The sequence below is a fragment of the Mycobacterium sp. pR1184 genome (assembly GCF_041287235.1).
Classification (GTDB): Bacteria; Actinomycetota; Actinomycetes; order Mycobacteriales; family Mycobacteriaceae; genus Mycobacterium.
Map to the genome: position 1 here is coordinate 69660 of NZ_JBGGKR010000014.1, position 18593 is coordinate 88252.

Consider the following 18593-nt stretch of genomic DNA (forward strand, 5'->3'; position numbering starts at 1 on the left):
GCCCGACATGGCATGCCGCGACGGACGCCGAATGCCCGCTATCCGGGCCGGTTATCCCCAGCGGGGCGTTGATCCACAGCGCACGGGGAAATTGGTTTGCCGCGCAGCGGAATCGGCTACGTGATGCGGTCCGCGCGGGTGTAGACGTTCATCGAGTCCTCCCGCAGGAACGCGATCAGCGTGAGCCCGGATTCCTCGGCCAGCGAAACCGCCAGCGACGACGGCGCCGACACCGCGGCCAGCACGGGAATCCCGGCCAGTACGGCCTTCTGCGTGATCTCGAACGACGCCCGCCCGCTGACCAGCAGCACCGAACCGGCCAGCGGTATCCGCTGGTGTTCCAGGGCCCAGCCGACGACCTTGTCGACGGCGTTGTGCCTGCCGATGTCCTCGCGGACCACCAGCATCGTGCCGTCGGCGTCGAACAGCGCCGCAGCGTGCAGCCCACCGGTGCTGTCGAAAACCTTTTGCGCACTTCGCAATTGGCCGGGCATGGCCTTGAGCGTGGCCGGGGCGACGGTGACCGGATCCGCCCCGGGGGTAAAGCGGCTGATCACCCGGACCGCATCCAGTGACGCCTTGCCGCATACCCCACAGGAGGAGGTGGTGTAGAAGTTGCGGGTCACGTCCAGATCGGGCGGATTCACCCCGGGGGCCAGCGTCACGTCGAGCACGTTGTAGGTGTTGGCGCCGTCGTCCCCGCGGCCGCCGCAGTAGCGGATGGTCTGCACGTCATCGCGGCGCTGGATCACGCCCTCGGTGAGCAGAAAGCCTTGCGCAAGTTCGACATCCGAGCCCGGCGTCCGCATCGTCACGGTGACCGGCGTGCCGTTGACGCGGATCTCCAGCGGCTCCTCGACAGCCAGGGTTTCCGGCCGGACGACGGCCTGACCTGCGTTGACGTGCGTGGCGCGCCGACGCGCGGTTACGTTCCCCACGGGATCGAAACTCCGGCCGAGCGCTGAAACCTCATTAAGCCAAACTACATTGGCCCGCGGCCCGCCGCCCGTGCGGCGACCAACCGCCCCGGCAGCCGCCTGACGTGCACCCATTCCGGCACCGTGCCGTCGCGATTGCTCTAATGTCGACATGGCTCGTCGCGCCTGAGCAGTGCACCGCACCTGTGCAGGTCTCCAATGGGCGGGTTTGGGGAGTAGGTGGTAACGGCGCGTAAGCATCACGTCGTCGATACCGCGGGAGATGACGAGGCACAACATGGCTGATGAAGCACCAGGCGACGCGTCGATGCCGGGCGGGGAGAAGGCTGATCCGGCGACGGTGTTCGCCGCCCTCGCCGAAATCATCTATCAGGGCTCGGACGCCAAGGAGATGTACGCGGCCATCTGCGTCGCGGCGACCCTGGCCATCCGCGGTTGCGACCACGCCAGCCTGTTGATGCTCGAAAACGATCGTTATGTCACCGTCGGCGCGAGCGACGCGCTGGCCCAGCGAATCGACCAGATGGAACTGGAAGCCGGCGACGGCCCCTGTCTGGACGCGATCGAGGAGGAGACGCCGCAGATCGACGCGGATCTGACCACGCCGTCGCGTTGGCCCAAGCTGGCGGCCCGGTTGCTCGAGGAGACCCCGGTGCGCGGCGCCATGGGGTTTCGGCTGCAGGTCAACAAGCGCAAGGGGGCCGCGCTGAACCTGTTCAGCGACACGCCGAACACGTTCGACGCCGAGTCCGCCGGCCGCGCGGCGGTGCTGGCCTCGTTCGCCAGCGTGGCCATCAACGCGGTAGCGAAGGGCGAAGACGCCGCCAGCCTGCGACGGGGACTGCTCAGCAACCGCGAAATCGGCAAGGCGGTCGGCATGCTGATGCTGCTGCACGACCTGACCGAAGACGAGGCGTTCGACCTGCTCCGCCAGCACTCACAGGCGCTGAACATCAAGTTGGCCGACGTCGCGCGCGAGGTCATCGAACGGCGCGGTGGCCTGCCGTCGAACGGCGAGCAAGAGCTGCCGACCGGCAAATAGCTATTCGGGGAGCCGCAGCTCGGGCTTCTCGACCTCTTCGATGTTGACATCTTTGAAGGTGACCACCCGCACCTGCTTGACGAACCGGGCCGGGCGGTACATGTCCCAGACCCAGGCGTCCGACAGCCGTAGCTCGAAGTAGACCTCACCGTCGGCGTTGCGCGGCACCATCTCGACACTGTTGGCCAGGTAGAAGCGCCGTTCGGTTTCCACCACGTAGCTGAACTGGCCGACGATGTCCTTGTATTCGCGGTAGAGCGAGAGCTCCATCTCGGTTTCGTACTTTTCGAGATCTTCGGCACTCATCTGCTCAGACGTCCTTTTCCCTGCCCGTTTTCCTGACTCCCCGTTTCCCAACAGCTCGGTCGCCGGGTGAGCAGTCCGCATCTATCTTTCCTCACCGGCATTCGCCACGCTCGCCCGGAGGGTCCGGTTTACATTCGGCCACCAGCCGCGTGCGGGAACCGTTCCCGGTCGGCGAGGCCACCCGCCGGACGTTGATGAAGGAATAGCGGTGCTCAGCGCAGGGCCCCAGCCGGGTCAGCGCCGAGCTGTGCGCGGGCGTGCTGTAGCCCTTGTGGTCGGCGAAGCCGTAGCCGGGGTGATCGGCGTCCATCGCGACCATCAGCCGGTCGCGGCTGACCTTGGCCAGGACGCTGGCCGCGGCGATGCAGGCCGCGGCCGCGTCCCCACCGACTACCGGCAACGACGGCATCGGCAGCCCGGGTACGCGAAAGCCGTCGCTCAGCACATAACCGGGGCGCACCGACAGGCCCGCCACCGCGCGCCGCATGCCTTCGATATTGGCGACGTGTACTCCGCGCCGGTCGACCTCGACCGACGGGATGAACACCACGTGATAGGCCACCGCGTAGCGGCAGATCAGCGGGAACAACCTCTCCCGCGCCTTCTCGGTGAGCTTCTTCGAATCATCAAGGGCGGCAAGGCTTTCCAGGCGGTTTGGCCCCAGCACGCAGGCCGCCACCACCAGCGGGCCCGCGCATGCGCCGCGGCCGACCTCGTCCACCCCGGCCACCGGTCCGAGGCCACTGCGATGCAGTGCGGATTCCAGGGTGCGCAGCCCCGTCGCTTTGCGGATCACCGTCCGCGGCGGCCACGTCAGGGTCATATCCGAGCCATGGCTACTGGCCTTGCTGCGGGTTCACCGAACCCACCCCACCCCATCGCGTCGGCGGCCAGACGATGAACCTGGCCTTGCCGATGACGTTGGCCACCGGCACCGTCCCCGACATCGGATCACCGGTGCACAGAATGCCTTTGAGCGCGTCGGTCGGAGTGCTCGTGCAGTGGGCACGCGAGTCCGCCGAGTGGGTGCGGTTGTCACCCATCACCCACAGCCGCCCCTGCGGGACGGTGACCGGACCGAATTCGCTGCCCAGGCAGGGGTATACGGCCGGGTCGGCCATCATCGTGGCCGGCTTCAGGTACGGCTCCTTGAGCGGCTTGCCGTCGACCGTCAGCCCGGTATCGGCCCGGCACTGCACGGTCTGGCCGCCGACCGCGATCACCCGCTTCACCAGATCGTTCTCGTCGGGGGGCACAAAACCGATGAACGACAACGTGTTCTGCAGCCAGCGCAGCGCGGTGTTGGGAGACCGGATCGACTTGTATCCGGTGTTCCAGTTCGGCGGTCCCTTGAAGACGATCACGTCGCCGGGGTGCGGCGACCCGAAGCGGTAACTGAGCTTGTCGACCATGATCCGGTCGCCGACACAACCCGAGCAGCCGTGCAGCGTGGGTTCCATGGACTCGGACGGGATCAGGTACGGACGCGCCACGAACGTCAACATGACGTAGTAGAGGACGATCGCGGTAACCGCCAGGATCGTCAGCTCGCGCAGCGCGGACTTCTTCTTGGGTTCCGGCTCGTCTGCGTCGTGCGACTCCGCATCCGGTGCGGGCACCGCGGTGGGCTCGACCGCGTTGTCGGCCCCTTCGTTCAAGGTTTCGTCTGGTACGCGAGTGGAGACCTTCGGCTCCGACTGACCAGGCTCGGACTGGGGCTCGGGCGAGTCCGTGGAATCCGTCACGAGATCAGAGTAGCCAGCGCCGTGTGGGTGACCGTAAAGCGTCTTCGAAACCGAACGCGCGTGCCGCAGCGATCGCCGAGACGCGCGCGGTCAGCGCTTTTCCTTGATCTTGGCCTTCTTGCCGCGGAGTTCGCGCAGGTAGTAGAGCTTCGCGCGGCGGACATCGCCACGGGTGACCACCTCGATGTGGTCGATGTTCGGCGAGTGCACCGGGAAGGTCCGCTCGACGCCGACGCCGTAGCTCTCCTTGCGCACGGTGAAGGTCTCGCGGATGCCTCCGCCCTGCCGGCGCAGCACCACGCCCTTGAACACCTGGATACGCTCCTTGGCGCCCTCGATGACCTTGACGTGCACATTGATGGTGTCGCCCGGGCTGAAGGCCGGGATGCCGTCGCGCAGCGACGCCTGATCGACGAAGTCCAGCCTGTTCATGTGGAGACACTTCCTTGAGGTCGCGGCGTGCGGAAACTGCCCGCACGCAGGGGTGGTCGTTAAGCCGATTCGGGCTTTGGGTGGCATCTCGCAGCGGGCGGAATGCGGCCCGGCCGGCCGGGTGCCGCTGGAGACAACTGGTCAATTGTGCCAGACACCCCGCGTGCATTGAAAATCACATGTAAACGCTGCGATTCATGGCGCGCCTGGGGCAGCCGTGAATGGTACATATGACTGGGGTCAGCACACGCCAGTCACTACCCGAACTCGAAGACGCCCGGGCAGATTGCGGTACGGCCGCCCACACAGGTTTACGTCAGAGGACTTTGGGAGACGAACAGATGCGTGTACGCCCGCGCACCGCACTCGCCGCCGTCGCGGCGGTGACGCTGGTGCTGGCGGGCTGCGACGAGGCACGACTCGCGGCAAAATCCCAGGTAAAGGCGTCCAGCAACGTTGCGAGCGCGCCCGATCACCAACCGCAACTCATTCAGCTGCTGCTCGACACCATCGACTCGCCCGGGTTGCCCGCGGCGCCGCCCAAGACCCTGGACGCGCTGCCCGGCTCCGGATGGGGCGGGTTGCAGGCCCGCATCCAGCAGGCCACCGAACAGGCCGCCGCCAGCGGGGCGACCCTCTCGGTGGGCATCCTGGACCGCAAGACCCACGAGCTGATCTCCAACGGCAACAGCCAGATCATCGGCACGGCCTCGGTGGCCAAGCTGTTCATCGCCGACGACCTGCTGCTGGCCGAATCCCAGGGCCGCACCACCCTGTCCCCCGACGACCGTCAGGCGCTCGACCTGATGCTGCAGTCGTCCGATGACGGCGCCGCCGAGAGGTTCTGGGGTCAGGGCGGCGGCGACAACATCATCACGCAGGTGGCGGGCCGCTACGGGCTGTCGTCCACCGTTCCGCCCTCGGACGGGCGCTGGTGGAACACGACGAGCTCGCTGACCGACGTGATCCACTACTACGAGAAGCTGCTGGACGGTTCCGGTGGGCTCTCCGCGGACCGGGCCAAGATCATCATCAACGACCTGGCCCAGTCCACCGCGAACGGCGTCGACGGGTACCCGCAGCGGTTCGGCATCCCCGACGGTCTGTTCGCCGAGCCGGTGGCGGTCAAGCAGGGCTGGATGTGCTGCATCGGCACGGAGTGGATGCACCTGTCGACCGGCGTGGTGGGCGCCGACCGCCGTTACATCGTGGTGGTGGAGTCCCTGCAGTCCTCCGACGACGCGACGGCCCGCGACACGATCACCCAGGCCGTCAAGACGATGTTCCCCAACGGCCGGATCGGGCCGGCGTCCTTCTAGGGCGAATCGCCCTGCTCGAGATCGGGCCGGCGTTCGCGGGTGCGCTGCAGTGAAACCTCCCGGCGCCAGGCCGCGATGCGCGCGTGATCGCCGGACAGCAACACGTCGGGGACGTCGAGCCCCCGCCAGCTGGGCGGCCGGGTGTAGCTGGGCCCCTCCAGCAGGCCGCCCAGCACGTCGGAGTGCGAATCCTGCCGATGGGACGCCGGGTTGCCCAGTACTCCGGTCAGCAGCCGCAGCACTGATTCGATCATCACGACGGCCGCCGACTCACCTCCCGGCAGCACGTAGTCGCCGATCGAGACTTCCTCGACTCGCATCCGCCGCGCGGCGTCCTCGACCACGCGATGGTCGATGCCCTCGTAGCGGCCGCAGGCGAACACCAGATGCTGTTCGGCGCTCCAGCGCTGGGCGGTGGTTTGCTTGAACAGCGTGCCGGCCGGCGTGGGAACGACCAATAGCGTTTCGGCAGAACAGATTTCATCCAGCGCCTCGCCCCACACCGGCGCCTTCATCACCATTCCCGGCCCGCCGCCGTAGGGCGAGTCGTCTACCGAGTGGTGCACGTCGTGAGTCCACCGCCGCAGGTCGTGCACCCGCAGGTCGACCAAGCCCGACGCAATTGCCTTGCCGGGCAACGACTGCCGCAGCGGATCCAGATAGGCCGGAAAAATCGTCACGACGTCTATGCGCACCGGCTACCCCAGATCCAGCAGGCCCTCGGGTGGATCGATTTCCACCATCCGGTCGTCCAGCGACACCGATGTGACGATCGCATTCACGAAAGGCACCAGTACTTCCCGGGTTTGGGCGCCGTCACTTCGGTGCACCGCCAGCAGCTCCCCGGCGGCGGTGTGCAGCACCTCGGCGACGACACCGAGATCCTGCCCCGTCGTGGTCCGCACCCGCAGACCCTCGAGCTGATGGTCGTAGTAGGTGTCCGGCTCGTCGATGGGCGGCAGGTCGTCGGAGTCCACCACGAACAGGCTGCCGCGCAGCGCGTCGGCGGCGTCGCGGTCGTCCACGCCGGCCAACCGCACCAACAGCCGGCCGCCGTGTTCACGCGCACCGGCGACCACGTAGCTGCGTTCTTCTCCGCTGCCGCGAGATGGCTTGGCGCGCAAGGTAATGCCCGGCGCGAAGCGATCGGCAGGGTCGTCGGTGTGAACTTCCACGACCACCTCGCCGGTGATGCCGTGCGCTTTCACGACGCGCCCGACGAGCAGCTCCATGAGTGCGGTGACCTACTGGTCGGTGTCCACCACGTCGACGCGGATACCGCGGCCACCGATCCCGGCGACCAGCGTGCGCAACGCGGTCGCGGTGCGTCCGCCGCGACCGATCACCTTGCCCAGATCCTCGGGGTGGACATGCACCTCGACAGTGCGCCCACGCCGGCTCGTCACCAGGTCCACCCGGACATCGTCCGGGTTGTCCACGATTCCGCGAACCAGATGCTCAACAGCGTCGACGACGACGGTACTCATTGCGCCCGTCAGCCTTCGGTGGTCGGCTCGGTGGTTTCGGCCGGCGCTTCGGCGGCCGGCTCGGCCGGGGTCTGCGCGGTTTCGGCCGGGGCTTCGGCGGTTTCAGCCTGCGCCTCGTCGGCCTTGGCGGCCTTCTTGGCCGGGGCCTTCTTCTTCGGCTTGGTGGCCTCGGTGGTCGGGCCGCCGTCCGCCTCGGCCAGCGCGGCGTTGAACAGCTCCAGCTTGGTGGGCTTGGCGGGGGCGACCTGCAGGGTGCCCTCGGCCCCGGGCAGGCCCTTGAACTTCTGCCAGTCGCCGGTGACTTTCAGCAGCTTGAGCACGGGCTCGGTCGGCTGCGCGCCCACCGAAAGCCAGTACTGGGCCCGCTCCGAGTTGATCTCGATCAGGCTGGGGTCTTCCTTCGGGTGGTACCGGCCGATCACCTCGATGGAGCGGCCGTCGCGGCGGTTGCGCGCGTCGGCGACGGCGATGCGGTACTGGGGATTGCGGATCTTGCCAAGCCGGGTGAGCTTGATCTTGACAGCCATGTTTAAGCGAATTCTCCTGGGTGTCACGCTGCAATTCAGCGATCGGGGCGGGATGCCCGGATCCGGTTTTGCCTCGCGTGTATGACCGCCGAACAAGCACCCCGGCATCGGGGCGGGTCGCGCGGCGGACAGCCGCCTATTGTGCCAGAACGAGGGGCTCGGGCAGAAATTCGCCCGCACCGTCGACTTTCGGCTACGCGGGACTTCAAACTGGTTACGATTCAGCGGGGGCGACAGTAGGGAGCCGATCGATGCAGATCCTGAATTTCAGCCGGGGCCGGCGCGTTATTGGTCCCATCGCCGTCGCCGCCCTGCTCAGCGCCCCATTGCCGCTGCTGGGGGCGCCGTCGGGGCAGGCTGCGACCGGCATCGACGGTTACGCTCAATGCGTCGACACACAGCCCCCGCCGCCGGGGGTCAATGCGGAATTCTGGTTTCCGAGCGTCCACATCATCCAGAACGATCTCGACTCGGGCATTCCCGCCGCCCAAGTGACCCAGATTCTGGTGACCATGGGAGTCTCGCCGCAGGATGCCGCCAAGCGCGTGCAGTGCTTCCAGGCCAACCAACCGCGCGGACAAGGGCACTGACCCACCTGGCCCGCGGCGTCACATGATCTTCTGAAAGACCTTCGTCTCGACCCGGCGCGTCATCCGCCAGCCCTGCGGCGTGCGCAGGAACTCGTCGTCGTACCAGAGCCCGCAGAACATCACCTGGTCCCCCGGTTTGCCGGAGCCGTCCGGAAAGACCATCGGGTTGAAACAGATCACCCGCGACGTGGCCGTGTCTCCGTCGATTTGGACCGAGAAGTTTCCGAGCATGTGCGCATACACCGGAAAGCCCGGCAGCACTTCGGAGAGCCATTTCTTGACCTCGGGGTAACGGCCTTCGATACCGCCCAAAGCCGTGTAGTCGATGTAGGCGTCTTCGGTGAATACTTTGTCTAAATCGTCGAATCGCCGCTGGTCAATAGCGGTGGAATAGTCCACCATCAGCTGCTGGATCTCCAGACGGTCGGAAATTTCGGCCAGGCTCAACATGCATCGATTCAACACCCGGGGCGCCGGGAGCACCCAGGCACCCCGAACAGTCGTCAATTTCCTTGTGTTCCAGCGTCTTTGGCGAGCACTGCGGCCGGCGGGTTGCGGAAGCTGATCGCCAATCGGTTGTAGGTGTTCATCGTCGCGATCGCGATCGTCAAATCGACCAATTCCTTGTCATCGAATTGCGCCGACGCGGCCTGATAGGCGCTGTCGGGTGCGCCCGTGCTCGATATTTCGGTGACGGTCTCCGCCCACGCCAGCGCGGCCCGCTCGCGACCGTCGAACAGCTCACCGGCTTCCGGCCACACCGGAACTAAGGCGATCTTTTCGTTCGACACCCCCAGGTCGCGCAACTCGCGGGTGTGCATGTCGATGCAGTACGCACAGCCGTTGATCAGCGACACCCGCAGGTAGACCAGCGTCAGCAGCACCGGCGACAGACCCGACTGGCTGACATAAAGGTGCACGCCGCCCAGCAGCTTCACCCCCCGCGGTGCCACGGCTTCGTAGTCGATTCGCCGACTCATAGCTGTCTGCTCCCCTTTTCCCATACCACGCAAAGCCACCGAGGAGAATAATCCCAGCTATGAGAGCAGGAATCACCTGCTTAGCAATGGCCTTGTCGGTCTGGGTCGGTGCGCCGGTCGCCGTCGCCGCCCCCGGCAGCTGCGCGCCGGGCAGCGCCTGCCAGCGCTGGTGCCCCGGCGATCCCGATCCTGCGGGCCGGCCCATCCCGTGGGATCCGAATGTCTGCCACGACTTCTACTGGGATTACGCCGGCGTGCACGACACCGGCACCGGCATCTTCTACTCGTGGTCCTCGCTTCCGTTCAAGCAGCCGCCACCGCCCGGGCCGGTGCCCACCCAGACCTCTTATCTGCCGCTGCCCCCGCTGCCGTTCTGTCCGGTGCCGCCCTGGTGCCCGTGAGGCAGCAGGCGTCGGCCTGGCCCGGAAGTTACACTGTGCGCCCATGCGGAAACTCATTGCCGCAGCGGCTGCGCTGCTCACGGTCGCCGGTGTCACCGCCCCCGCCTCCTGGGCCGACGATATGCAGCCGGTCGGCTCGGTTCCGATCCCCGACGGCCCGGCGCAGACCTGGATCCTGGCCGACCTGGACAGCGGCCAGGTGCTGGCCGGTCGCGACCAGTACGCGGTTCATCCGCCCGCGAGCACGATCAAGGTGCTGCTGGCGCTGGTGGCGCTCGATGAGGTGAGCATGGACTCGACGGTCGTCGCCGACGTCTCAGACACCCAGGTCGAGTGCAACTGCGTCGGTATCAAACCCGGACGTGTCTACACCGCGCGCCAGCTGCTGGACGGCCTGCTGCTGGTGTCCGGCAACGACGCCGCCAACACGCTCGCGCATCTGATGGGCGGCGCCGACGCCACCGTGGCCAAGATGAACGCGAAGGCCGCCTCCCTCGGGGCGACCAGCACGCACGCCGCGACCCCGTCCGGGCTGGACGGCCCCGGCGGCTCCGGTGCCTCCAGCGCACACGACCTGGCCGTCATCTTCCGGGCCGCGATGGCCAACCCGATGTTCGCCCACATCACCGCCGAGCCGTCGGCGACGTTCCCGGGCGACCACGGTGACGAGCCGATCACCAACCAGGACGAACTGCTGACCCGCTATCCCGGCGCCATCGGCGGCAAGACGGGCTTCACGAATGCGGCCCGAAAGACCTTCGTAGGCGCGGCTTCTCGCGGTGGGCGCCGGCTGGTGGTCGCGATGATGTACGGGATGGTGAAGCCCGGCGGACCGACGTACTGGGATCAGGCGGGCAGCCTGTTCGACTGGGGCTTCGCGCTCAATCCGTCGTCGAGCATCGGCTCACTCTAGATCTCGTTCGCGACAAGTCCGGCTATCAGCTTGGACAGCAACGCAATTCGTTGCTCTTCGATATCGGGCTCCGGAAAAATCCCGCGCACGATCGCCGCGCCGTCGAACACGTTGGTCATCAGCGCCACCAGCACCGGGAACGTCTCCTCGCCGATGGCGTCGGCGCCCGGCAGCGCCCGCGCCGCGTCGAGAATCTTCGCGCTGTACTGGGCCAGCACATCGCGCAGGTGCGCGCCCAGCTTCTCGTCGGTGCGCGCGGCGATCATCAGTTCGTAGAGCACCGCGTTGGTGGGACCGCCGGTGATGTCCCGCAGAATCGTCAGCGCCGCTTCCAGCGCCGGCCGGTCGGCCGGGATCTGGGCGGCCTGCTTGGTGAACGACTCCACCTGCCGGCGCAGCACCTCCGACGCCGTGGCCGCCATGAAGTCGCTCATCGTCTCGAAGTGGCGGAACAGCGCACCGACCGACACCCCGGCCGCCTTGGTGATCACGGCCGCCGATGCCCGGGCGTAGCCGACCTCGACGATGCTGGTGATGGACGCCTCGAGGAGCCGCCCGACCGTCTCCTCGCGGCGTTGCTGCTGGGTTCTGGCCATCTCAGGCGCTGACTTTGACCGCGCTGCGCACCTTTTGCCCCGCCCGCAGGTAGCGGCCCGACTTCACGGTCTGGCCGTAGCCGTCCCGGAACTCGCCGGCGCGGAAGACCACGGCGCCGCCCACCCCGGTCGCGACGACGGCATCGTCGTTGCGGTTGACCATGCGCCGCAGGCCGCCGTAGAAGGGGACCTCTTCCTCGTGGTAGGCCTCGACCTCGTCGTTCAGGCCGGCCGGGTCGATCACCACGAAATCGGCCCGGTCGCCTTGGCGCAGCGTGCCGGCGTCGATGCCGAACCAGTCCGCCAGTTCACCGGTGAGGCGATGCACCGCCCGTTCGGTGGTCATGAACGGCGCTCCGGCCCGGTAGGCGTCGCGAGTTCGTTTGAGCAGCTTGATCGGAAAGTTGTAGAACGCCATATTGCGCAGGTGCGCACCCGCGTCCGAGAAGCCCATGTGCACGCTCTCCTCGTTGGCCAGCGCATCGAGCAGCTTGGGCCGGTGGTTGGCCACGATCGTCGTCCAGCGCACATTGCGTTCGCCGTTTTCGACGAGCACGTCGAGAAACGCGTCCAGCGGGTGCAGTCCGCGCTCGTCGGCGATCGCGCCAAAGCTCTTGCCGATCAACGACTTATCGGGACATTCGACGATCACCGCGTCATGGAAGTCGCGGTGCCACAACGACGGACCGAGCTTGACGCGGTCGAATTCCTTGCGGAACTCCCGGCGGTAAGACTCGTCGGCCAGTAATTCGTTGCGTTGCAACTGGTCTCGCAGATGCAGGGCGGCGGTGCCGGCACCGAACTCCTCGAAGACCGGCAGGTCGATACCGTCGGAGTACAACTCGAACGGCACCGGCAGGTGCTGGAACCGCACGCTCGCGCCCAGCAGCTTGTTCATCAGCCGCACCCCGGGCCCGAACACGTAGACGGCCAGCGGGTTGGACTTGGCGTCCGCGGACACCAGCAGGCTCATCCGAACACCCTTGCGGCGTCTGAAGATTCGGCTGCTCTCCAGGAAGAACATGATCGCCGTGGCCGCCCGGTTGACGTCGGGCGCGCTCTGCAGGATCCGGCCGCGCCTGCGCAACACCTTGATCAGCTTGCGCCGCTCCCGCCAGGTCGCGAAGGTCGACGGCAGTGCCCGGGAGCGGAAGCGGTCGCCGTCGAGTTTGTCGATCGCGGCGTCCATGCCCGACATGCCGAGCATTCCGGCGTCGAGCGCCTCGTCGAGCAACGTCGCCATCTTGTCCAGTTCGGCGTCGGTGGGCCTGACGCTGGAGTCGGTGGCCCGGTCGAGCCCGAGCACCGTACTGCGCAGGTCCGAATGTCCAAGCAGCGAGCTGACATTCGGCCCGAGCGGCAACGCGTCGACGGCCGCGATGTATTCCGCGGCGTTAGTCCAGGTCCGGTTGGTTTCCAGCGCGCCGTGCACATATTCGCGTGGCACCGCCTCGACCCGGCTGAACAGGTCGGCGGCGTCTTCGGTGTTGGCGTAGACCGTCGACAGCGAGCACATGCCCAGCAGCACCGTGGTGACACCGTGGCGCACCGACTCGCGCAGGCCCGGGTCCAGCAGTACCTCGGCGTCGTAGTGGGTGTGCACGTCGATGAAGCCGGGCACCACCCACTTGCCGGCCGCGTCGATGACCTCGGGGCAGCCCGTCTCATCAAGCGGCCGGGTCGACACGGTGGCCACCACGCCGTCGCGGATGCCTAGCGTGCGGGTGTGCGGCGTGCCGCCGGTTCCGTCGAACCATAAGCCGTCACGGATGATCACGTCGTACGTCATTGTCGCCTCCCGGTCGTGTTGGAGCGAACCTATCATAGATAGTGAGCGCTCACAATCTTTCTACGGGATTAGCCGCCGGGCTTCGGCGGTTTCGTGCCGCTGGGCGCTGGGGGTGCGGCGGTGAGCAGGCCGGTGGGTTCGGGGACCGAGATGGGGTCGGGCACATAGACGCCGGACGGGGCATCGGCGGTGCGCGCCATCGTCGCGGGAACCCGGATCACCGATCCGCGCTGACCGCACTCGTCGGTTTGCACGACGAGATCCATTTCACCGACAAGGTCCCCCTGCGGGTTGGGCCGCAACGCCAGCGTCTGCACCGTGGTCTGCGACTTTACTAACCCGGTCGGTCCCACGCACGGAAACGGCACCGTTTCCGGCCGCGCCTGCCATTGGCCGTCGGTGAACTGAAAGATGACGGGACGAGCGCCGGAGTTGGCCAGCTGGGTGTGGTCGTTGTTGTCCAGCAGTACCGCCGCGGCCGAGCAGTACGACGGCGTGCACGACGAGCGCAATGCCCACCAGGTCGAGACGTCGGGCGGCTGCGGGCTCGGCGTGTAGTCGAAGGTCTCCTTGGACCGCTGCGCGTCGAGGCGATAGGTGCCGTCCAGCGCAGCGGGCGGTCCGGACGGGGTGGTCGGCGGCGGTACGGCGGCCGGGGCGGGCGCGCTGGAGGGCACACTTGCCGCGCGTGCCGCGGTCGACTCCATCTTTCGCCCGGTGATCAGGCCGAACGCGAACAATCCGATCAGCAGCAGGATCGCGGCGGCGCCGACCACGATTTTGCGGGGCCTGCGCCGCGTCGGCAGCGCGGCCGGTGCCTCGGCATCGGATGCGGCCGGTTCGGCGCTCGCGGCGTCCTCGTCGTCGGGCCACCCGAAGGCCGGGTAGTCGAGTACAAGGACAGCCTCGGGACTGCGCTGGGTCGCGAACAGTGCGTTGGCGGCGTCGGCGAACTCTCGGCAACTCGCAAACCGGTCGGCGGGCCGTGCGGCGAGGGCCCGCGCGAACACCCGATCCAGCTGCGCCAATTCCGGGCGCTGGTCGCTGAGTTTGCGCGGTGCACCGTCCAGCAACTCGCGCAGCGCGGCGGAGGGACTGAGGTACTCGGTCGGCGGCGCGCCCGTCAACAGGTGAAATGCCGTCGCCGCCAACGCATACTGGTCGGCGCGCCGATCGACGTCGGCGCCCATCAACTGCTCGGGCGCGGCGTAGCCCACCGTGCCGACCGGGACATGCGAGCCGACCACGCCGGGGTGCTCGCCCAGCGGGCGGGCTACTCCGAAGTCCGACAACAAAATCCGCTGCTCGCCGTCGTCGGTGTTGGTCAGCAGAATGTTGGCCGGCTTGACGTCTCGATGCAGCAACCCGCGCTGGTGCGCATAGTCCAGTGCGTCGGCCGCCGCGGTGATGATCGCCAGCACTTCACCGACCGGCCACACCGCCGGGAATCGATCCTTGAGCAGCTGCGCGGCGTTGCTGCCCTCGACGTAGTCCATCGCGACCCACAGCCGTCCGTCGTGGTCGCCGCGGTCGTGCACCTCGACGATGTGCGGGTGATACAGGCTCGACACCGTCGGGGTCTCGGACAGAAACTCCCGGCGGAACTGGCGGTCCGACGACAGCGCCGGGGAAAGAACTTTCAGTGCCTGCCAGCGCGCCGAACGAGGATCCTGAACAAGGTAGACATCTCCAGTCACCCCGGATCCGAGCCTTCGAGCGACGGTATAACCGGCAAAAACCGCGCCGCTGGCCAACGCCATCGGGTCATTCTATCCGCCGCCGCGGCGCCCCGCTGACCAGGCGGCTTGACGGCACGCGGCGTGCGTCAGGGCCGAAACACGTTGCCGCGCAGGATCACCAGGTCAGGTTGGGACAAAACACCGGGACCGCTGCGCGGGTCGTGCGCGTAGCAGACCAGATCCGCGGACGCCCCGTGCTCCAGGCCGGGACGGCCCAGCCAGCGCCGGGCATCCCAGCACGCGGCGCCCAACGCATCGGTCGGACTCATTCCGACCTTCGTGAGAGCCTCGACCTCGTCGACGATCCGGCCATGGGCGATCATCGTTCCGGCGTCGCTTCCCGCATAGATGGGCACGCCGGCGTCCACGGCCGCCGCGATCCGCTCGGGGCAGCGCGCATACAGATCACGCATGTGCGCGGCGTAGGTCGGGTAGCGCTTCGCGGCGTCGGCGATGCCCGGGAAGTTGTCGAAGATATTGATCAGGGTGGGCACCAGTACGGTTCCGTGCTCGAGCATCAGCTCGATGGTCTCGTCGGTGAGCCCGGTGCCGTGTTCGATGCAGTCGATCCCGGCCTTGATCAGTCCCGGCATCGCCTCATCGCTGAAAACGTGCGCGGTGACGCGGGCACCGTGCGCGTGCGCGGTGTCGATCGCCGCCTTGAGCACGTCGTCGGACCACAGCGGCGCGAGATCGCCGACACCGCGGTCGATCCAGTCGCCGACCAGCTTGATCCAGCCATCGCCGCGCTGGGCTTCGATCGCCACCGCGTCCGGCAGTTGCGACTCGTCTTCGAGCTCGACCGAGAAGCCGGCCTGATAGCGCTTGGGCCGCGCGATGTGCTTGCCGGCTCGGATGATGCGCGGCAGGTCGTCGTGGTCGTCGAGGCTGCGGGTGTCGGTCGGCGAGCCGCAGTCGCGCAGCAGCAGGGCGCCGACCTCGCGCTCGGCCTCGGCCTGTTCGATCGCGTCCTCGAGGGGGATCTCGCCGTCGTGGCCGAGGCCGACGTGACAGTGGGCGTCCACCAGCCCGGGCAGGATCCAACCCCCATCGAAAACGGTGTCGGCCCCGGCGACCCGTTCGGTGCTGATCTGACCGTCGACGATCCACAGTTCGACCGGGACCTCTTGGCCATTTTCCGGGGGCAGGCCCCGACCCCGCACGTGCATGGGCACTGCGCGGCTACTTCTTGCCCGGGAACTTCAGCTTGGACAGGTCGAAGTCCGCCAGGCCGGGCGGCAACTCGTTGAGGCCCTCGGGCATCTGGGACAGATCGGGGAATCCGGCGGGCATGCCCGGCATCCCCTGCATCAGTGGGTTGCGAGCCTTGGGCGGCGTCGGACCGCGGCCCCCCTTCTTACCTTTCTTACCTTTGGCTCCCTTGGCTTTTCGCGTCGCAGACTTGCGGCCCATCCCCGGAATGCCCATGCCGCCCAGCATCGACGACATCATCTTGCGGGCTTCGAAGAAGCGGTCGACCAGCTGGTTGACTTCAGAAACGCTGACACCGGATCCATTCGCGATGCGCAGTCGCCGCGAGGCGTTGATGATCTTGGGGTCGGCGCGCTCCTGCGGCGTCATCCCGCGGATGATGGCCTGCAACCGATCGAGCTGGCGGTCGTCGACCTCGGCCAGCGCATCCTTCATCTGCCCGGCGCCGGGCAGCATGCCCAGCAGGTTGCCGATCGGACCCATCTTGCGGATCGCGAGCATCTGTTCGAGGAAGTCCTCGAGGGTCAACTCGCCGGACCCGATCTTGGCCGCGGCGGCCTCGGCCTGCTCGGCGTCGAAGACCTGCTCGGCCTGTTCGATCAGGCTGAGCACGTCGCCCATGCCGAGGATGCGGCTGGCCATCCGGTCCGGGTGGAAGACGTCGAAGTCTTCCAGCTTCTCGCCGGTGGACGCGAAAAGGATTGGGACGCCGGTGACCTCGCGAACCGACAACGCGGCACCACCGCGCGCGTCGCCGTCGAGCTTGGTCAGCACCACGCCGGTGAAGCCGACGCCCTCACGGAACGCTTCGGCGGTGGTGACCGCGTCCTGACCGATCATCGCGTCGAGCACGAAGATCACTTCGTCGGGATCGACGGCGTCGCGGATGGCCGCGGCCTGGCTCATCAGCTCGTCGTCGATACCCAGACGGCCGGCGGTGTCGACGATCACGACGTCGTGGTGCTTGGCGCGGGCTTCGGCGAGCCCGGCCGACGCGACGGCGACCGGGTCACCGGGGCCGGAACCCGGGGACTCTCCCGGGTGCGGCGCGAAGACCGGCACCCCGGCGCGCTGGCCGACGACCTGCAGCTGGTTCACCGCGGCGGGCCGTTGCAGGTCACAGGCCACCAGCAGCGGCGTGTGCCCCTGCACACGTAGCCAGTTGGCCAGCTTCCCGGCCAGCGTGGTCTTACCCGAACCCTGCAGACCGGCGAGCATGATGACGGTCGGCGGCGTCTTCGCAAACGCCAGTTGCCGGGTCTCGCCGCCGAGGATGCCGATCAGTTCTTCGTTGACGATCTTGACGACCTGCTGCGCCGGGTTCAGGGCGCCGGACACCTCGGCGCCCCGGGCGCGCTCCTTGATCCGGGCAACGAAGGCCCGCACCACGGGCAGTGAGACGTCGGCTTCCAGCAGCGCGAGACGGATTTCGCGCGTGGTGGCGTCGATGTCGGCGTCGGTCAGTCGACCTTTTCCGCGCAGCCCCGCAAGGGCACCGGTCAACCGGTCGGAGAGCGATTCAAACACCCCAACAGGCTACTGGAGTCCGATGGGCACCCTCCACGGGCGCGAGCGTCACGCCGGCGTGACTGTCGTCGGTCAAAGCCACGCTGGCGTGACGACCGATGAGCGGGTCAAGGCCTTGACGCCGCGGCCGCGGCCAGCAAATGTCAGCACATGCTCGAGGTGATCGACAAGGGATCCTGCAGCCGGGACCATCCGGTGCCGTTGCTCTTCGTGCACGGCGGCTGGCATGGCGCGTGGTGCTGGGACGACCACTTTCTGGACTACTTCTCCGACGCGGGCTATCGCGCGGTGTCGATCAGCTTGCGCGGGCACGGCGCCAGCCCCACCGCCAAGCCGTTGTCCAAGGTTTCCGTTGCCGACTACATGGATGATCTCCGGTCGGTGGCCGACGACCTGGGGGGCCGGCCGGTGCTGATCGGCCATTCCCTGGGCGGTTTCGTGATCCAGCGCTACCTCGAAGAGCACAGCGCCCCGGCCGCGGTGCTGCTGGGCTCGGTGCCGCCGACGGGCGTGCTCAGCCTGGCGCTACGGGTGTGGCGGCGCCGGCCGTCGATGACCCTGGAAGCCTGGAGCGACCCGACGCTGCTGAAATTCCTGGCCACCCCGCAGCTGACCCGCGAGTACCTGTTCTGCGCCGACACGCCCGAGGCCATCGTCGAATCCTGCCGTCTTCGCGCCGGGGCCGAGAGCGTTCGCGCCGCGATGACCGATCCGGTGTTGCGCCGCGTCAGGACCCGGCGGGTGGACACGCCGATCCTGGTCCTGGGCGCCCTGTACGACGGGTTCGTCAGTGTCGAGGAGGTGCGCGCCACGGCGCGGGCCTACGGCACCGAGCCGGAGTTCTTCGCGATGGGCCACAACATGATGCTCGAACCGGGCTGGGCCGACGTCGCGGCGCGGATAAATTCATGGCTGCAGACCCGCGATTTAGCGAGCCCTTCACGGTTTTCCGGATAACCTGGCCTGCGTCGCTTTCGAGTCGTTGCAGCGTCGTTCCAGCGCCGAAAAGCGTTGCCATGCTACATTTCACACCCGCCTTCACGCCGGTTA

21 protein-coding genes and 1 pseudogene are annotated in these 18593 nt (G+C 67.5%); 6 read left to right on the forward strand and 16 right to left on the reverse strand.

What is annotated here, in order from left to right:
• Nucleotides 1–116 precede the first annotated feature (116 nt).
• Nucleotides 117–938 carry a formate dehydrogenase accessory sulfurtransferase FdhD gene (gene fdhD / locus ACAG21_RS22420; protein WP_370498472.1) on the reverse strand — a complete coding sequence of 274 codons (822 nt, stop codon included), beginning with the start codon at nucleotides 936–938 and terminating at the stop codon, nucleotides 117–119.
• 277 nt (nucleotides 939–1215) lie between these two features.
• On the opposite strand from fdhD, the gene ACAG21_RS22425 reads away from it, so the two are divergent.
• Nucleotides 1216–1980, forward strand: coding sequence for a GAF and ANTAR domain-containing protein (locus ACAG21_RS22425; protein ID WP_370498473.1), 765 nt, complete (start codon nucleotides 1216–1218; stop codon nucleotides 1978–1980).
• Here ACAG21_RS22425 and ACAG21_RS22430 read toward each other — a convergent pair whose 3' ends face one another.
• The 4 genes and pseudogenes from ACAG21_RS22430 to rplS all read right to left on the reverse strand — a co-directional run bounded on the left by ACAG21_RS22430 (nucleotide 1981) and on the right by rplS (nucleotide 4463).
• Entirely contained in the window at nucleotides 1981–2286 is a 306-nt protein-coding gene (locus ACAG21_RS22430; RefSeq protein ID WP_007171389.1) for a DUF2469 domain-containing protein, read from the reverse strand.
• An 81-nt stretch (nucleotides 2287–2367) separates the two neighbouring features.
• Nucleotides 2368–3109, reverse strand: a pseudogene (locus tag ACAG21_RS22435) (ribonuclease HII).
• A gap of 13 nt (nucleotides 3110–3122) precedes the next feature.
• Nucleotides 3123–4031: a signal peptidase I gene (lepB, locus tag ACAG21_RS22440; RefSeq protein ID WP_370498474.1), complete on the reverse strand. Its 909-nt coding sequence runs from the start codon at nucleotides 4029–4031 to the stop codon at nucleotides 3123–3125.
• Nucleotides 4032–4121: 90 nt separating this feature from the next.
• Complete coding sequence (rplS, locus tag ACAG21_RS22445) at nucleotides 4122–4463, reverse strand: 50S ribosomal protein L19 (RefSeq protein WP_342929977.1); 342 nt, start codon at nucleotides 4461–4463, stop codon at nucleotides 4122–4124.
• A gap of 341 nt (nucleotides 4464–4804) precedes the next feature.
• On the opposite strand from rplS, the gene ACAG21_RS22450 reads away from it, so the two are divergent.
• Nucleotides 4805–5782 (forward strand): hypothetical protein, encoded by a 978-nt coding sequence (locus ACAG21_RS22450; protein ID WP_370498475.1) that lies wholly within the window; start codon nucleotides 4805–4807, stop codon nucleotides 5780–5782.
• On the opposite strand, the gene trmD is transcribed toward ACAG21_RS22450, so the two are convergent.
• Genes trmD through rpsP form a run of 4 tightly spaced genes read right to left on the reverse strand, consistent with a single transcriptional unit; the run spans nucleotide 5779 to nucleotide 7796 of the window.
• Nucleotides 5779–6477, reverse strand: coding sequence for a tRNA (guanosine(37)-N1)-methyltransferase TrmD (trmD, locus tag ACAG21_RS22455; RefSeq protein ID WP_370498476.1), 699 nt, complete (start codon nucleotides 6475–6477; stop codon nucleotides 5779–5781). The genes ACAG21_RS22450 and trmD overlap by 4 nt on opposite strands.
• Before the next feature lie 3 nt (nucleotides 6478–6480).
• Nucleotides 6481–7014, reverse strand: a complete 534-nt coding sequence (gene rimM, locus ACAG21_RS22460) for a ribosome maturation factor RimM (protein WP_370498477.1) — start codon at nucleotides 7012–7014, stop codon at nucleotides 6481–6483.
• A gap of 12 nt (nucleotides 7015–7026) precedes the next feature.
• Nucleotides 7027–7269, reverse strand: a complete 243-nt coding sequence (locus ACAG21_RS22465) for an RNA-binding protein (protein WP_025736282.1) — start codon at nucleotides 7267–7269, stop codon at nucleotides 7027–7029.
• Between the two features lie 8 nt (nucleotides 7270–7277).
• On the reverse strand, nucleotides 7278–7796 hold the full coding sequence (gene rpsP, locus ACAG21_RS22470; protein ID WP_370498478.1) for a 30S ribosomal protein S16: 519 nt from the start codon (nucleotides 7794–7796) through the stop codon (nucleotides 7278–7280).
• Between the two features lie 251 nt (nucleotides 7797–8047).
• On the opposite strand from rpsP, the gene ACAG21_RS22475 reads away from it, so the two are divergent.
• The gene (locus ACAG21_RS22475; RefSeq protein WP_370498479.1) at nucleotides 8048–8386 is read left to right on the forward strand and encodes a hypothetical protein; all 339 of its coding nucleotides are present in this window, start codon (nucleotides 8048–8050) and stop codon (nucleotides 8384–8386) included.
• A gap of 18 nt (nucleotides 8387–8404) precedes the next feature.
• Here ACAG21_RS22475 and ACAG21_RS22480 read toward each other — a convergent pair whose 3' ends face one another.
• Nucleotides 8405–8836 carry a nuclear transport factor 2 family protein gene (locus tag ACAG21_RS22480; protein WP_370498480.1) on the reverse strand — a complete coding sequence of 144 codons (432 nt, stop codon included), beginning with the start codon at nucleotides 8834–8836 and terminating at the stop codon, nucleotides 8405–8407.
• A 53-nt stretch (nucleotides 8837–8889) separates the two neighbouring features.
• Nucleotides 8890–9366 carry a carboxymuconolactone decarboxylase family protein gene (locus tag ACAG21_RS22485; protein WP_370498481.1) on the reverse strand — a complete coding sequence of 159 codons (477 nt, stop codon included), beginning with the start codon at nucleotides 9364–9366 and terminating at the stop codon, nucleotides 8890–8892.
• 59 nt (nucleotides 9367–9425) lie between these two features.
• Here ACAG21_RS22485 and ACAG21_RS22490 point away from each other — a divergent pair, with 59 nt between their 5' ends.
• Together ACAG21_RS22490 and ACAG21_RS22495 are read left to right on the forward strand one after the other, a co-directional pair.
• Nucleotides 9426–9767 (forward strand): hypothetical protein, encoded by a 342-nt coding sequence (locus ACAG21_RS22490; RefSeq protein ID WP_370498482.1) that lies wholly within the window; start codon nucleotides 9426–9428, stop codon nucleotides 9765–9767.
• A 43-nt stretch (nucleotides 9768–9810) separates the two neighbouring features.
• Entirely contained in the window at nucleotides 9811–10680 is an 870-nt protein-coding gene (locus ACAG21_RS22495) for a D-alanyl-D-alanine carboxypeptidase family protein (RefSeq protein ID WP_370498483.1), read from the forward strand.
• On the opposite strand, the gene ACAG21_RS22500 is transcribed toward ACAG21_RS22495, so the two are convergent.
• The 5 genes from ACAG21_RS22500 to ffh form a co-directional block, all read right to left on the reverse strand.
• The gene (locus ACAG21_RS22500) at nucleotides 10677–11276 is read right to left on the reverse strand and encodes a TetR/AcrR family transcriptional regulator (protein WP_370498484.1); all 600 of its coding nucleotides are present in this window, start codon (nucleotides 11274–11276) and stop codon (nucleotides 10677–10679) included. The two genes, ACAG21_RS22495 and ACAG21_RS22500, sit on opposite strands and share 4 nt — an antisense overlap.
• A 1-nt stretch (nucleotide 11277) precedes the next feature.
• Nucleotides 11278–13101, reverse strand: coding sequence for an amidohydrolase family protein (locus ACAG21_RS22505; RefSeq protein WP_370498485.1), 1824 nt, complete (start codon nucleotides 13099–13101; stop codon nucleotides 11278–11280).
• A 32-nt stretch (nucleotides 13102–13133) separates the two neighbouring features.
• Nucleotides 13134–14825, reverse strand: coding sequence for a serine/threonine-protein kinase (locus ACAG21_RS22510; RefSeq protein ID WP_370498486.1), 1692 nt, complete (start codon nucleotides 14823–14825; stop codon nucleotides 13134–13136).
• A gap of 65 nt (nucleotides 14826–14890) precedes the next feature.
• Complete coding sequence (locus ACAG21_RS22515; protein ID WP_370498549.1) at nucleotides 14891–15973, reverse strand: amidohydrolase family protein; 1083 nt, start codon at nucleotides 15971–15973, stop codon at nucleotides 14891–14893.
• A 13-nt stretch (nucleotides 15974–15986) separates the two neighbouring features.
• Entirely contained in the window at nucleotides 15987–17543 is a 1557-nt protein-coding gene (gene ffh, locus ACAG21_RS22520) for a signal recognition particle protein (RefSeq protein ID WP_370498487.1), read from the reverse strand.
• Between the two features lie 150 nt (nucleotides 17544–17693).
• Between ffh and ACAG21_RS22525 the strand changes: the two genes are divergently transcribed.
• Entirely contained in the window at nucleotides 17694–18500 is an 807-nt protein-coding gene (locus tag ACAG21_RS22525) for an alpha/beta hydrolase (protein WP_370498488.1), read from the forward strand.
• Nucleotides 18501–18593 lie beyond the last annotated feature (93 nt).

Bases quoted from the DNA above. Each gene is read 5' to 3' on its own strand.
- rplS (WP_342929977.1), bottom strand. From the start codon at position 4,463: ATGAACAGGCTGGACTTCGTCGATCAGGCGTCGCTGCGCGACGGCATC.
- rpsP (WP_370498478.1), bottom strand. From the start codon at position 7,796: ATGGCTGTCAAGATCAAGCTCACCCGGCTTGGCAAGATCCGCAATCCC.
- ACAG21_RS22450 (WP_370498475.1), top strand. From the start codon at position 4,805: ATGCGTGTACGCCCGCGCACCGCACTCGCCGCCGTCGCGGCGGTGACG.
- ACAG21_RS22475 (WP_370498479.1), top strand. From the start codon at position 8,048: ATGCAGATCCTGAATTTCAGCCGGGGCCGGCGCGTTATTGGTCCCATC.
- ACAG21_RS22430 (WP_007171389.1), bottom strand. From the start codon at position 2,286: ATGAGTGCCGAAGATCTCGAAAAGTACGAAACCGAGATGGAGCTCTCG.
- ACAG21_RS22465 (WP_025736282.1), bottom strand. From the start codon at position 7,269: ATGAGTACCGTCGTCGTCGACGCTGTTGAGCATCTGGTTCGCGGAATC.
- rimM (WP_370498477.1), bottom strand. From the start codon at position 7,014: ATGGAGCTGCTCGTCGGGCGCGTCGTGAAAGCGCACGGCATCACCGGC.
- ACAG21_RS22525 (WP_370498488.1), top strand. From the start codon at position 17,694: ATGCTCGAGGTGATCGACAAGGGATCCTGCAGCCGGGACCATCCGGTG.
- ACAG21_RS22495 (WP_370498483.1), top strand. From the start codon at position 9,811: ATGCGGAAACTCATTGCCGCAGCGGCTGCGCTGCTCACGGTCGCCGGT.
- ACAG21_RS22480 (WP_370498480.1), bottom strand. From the start codon at position 8,836: ATGTTGAGCCTGGCCGAAATTTCCGACCGTCTGGAGATCCAGCAGCTG.
- ACAG21_RS22510 (WP_370498486.1), bottom strand. From the start codon at position 14,825: ATGGCGTTGGCCAGCGGCGCGGTTTTTGCCGGTTATACCGTCGCTCGA.
- ACAG21_RS22505 (WP_370498485.1), bottom strand. From the start codon at position 13,101: ATGATAGGTTCGCTCCAACACGACCGGGAGGCGACAATGACGTACGAC.
- ACAG21_RS22485 (WP_370498481.1), bottom strand. From the start codon at position 9,366: ATGAGTCGGCGAATCGACTACGAAGCCGTGGCACCGCGGGGGGTGAAG.
- ACAG21_RS22490 (WP_370498482.1), top strand. From the start codon at position 9,426: ATGAGAGCAGGAATCACCTGCTTAGCAATGGCCTTGTCGGTCTGGGTC.
- ACAG21_RS22515 (WP_370498549.1), bottom strand. From the start codon at position 15,973: ATGCACGTGCGGGGTCGGGGCCTGCCCCCGGAAAATGGCCAAGAGGTC.
- ACAG21_RS22500 (WP_370498484.1), bottom strand. From the start codon at position 11,276: ATGGCCAGAACCCAGCAGCAACGCCGCGAGGAGACGGTCGGGCGGCTC.
- ACAG21_RS22425 (WP_370498473.1), top strand. From the start codon at position 1,216: ATGGCTGATGAAGCACCAGGCGACGCGTCGATGCCGGGCGGGGAGAAG.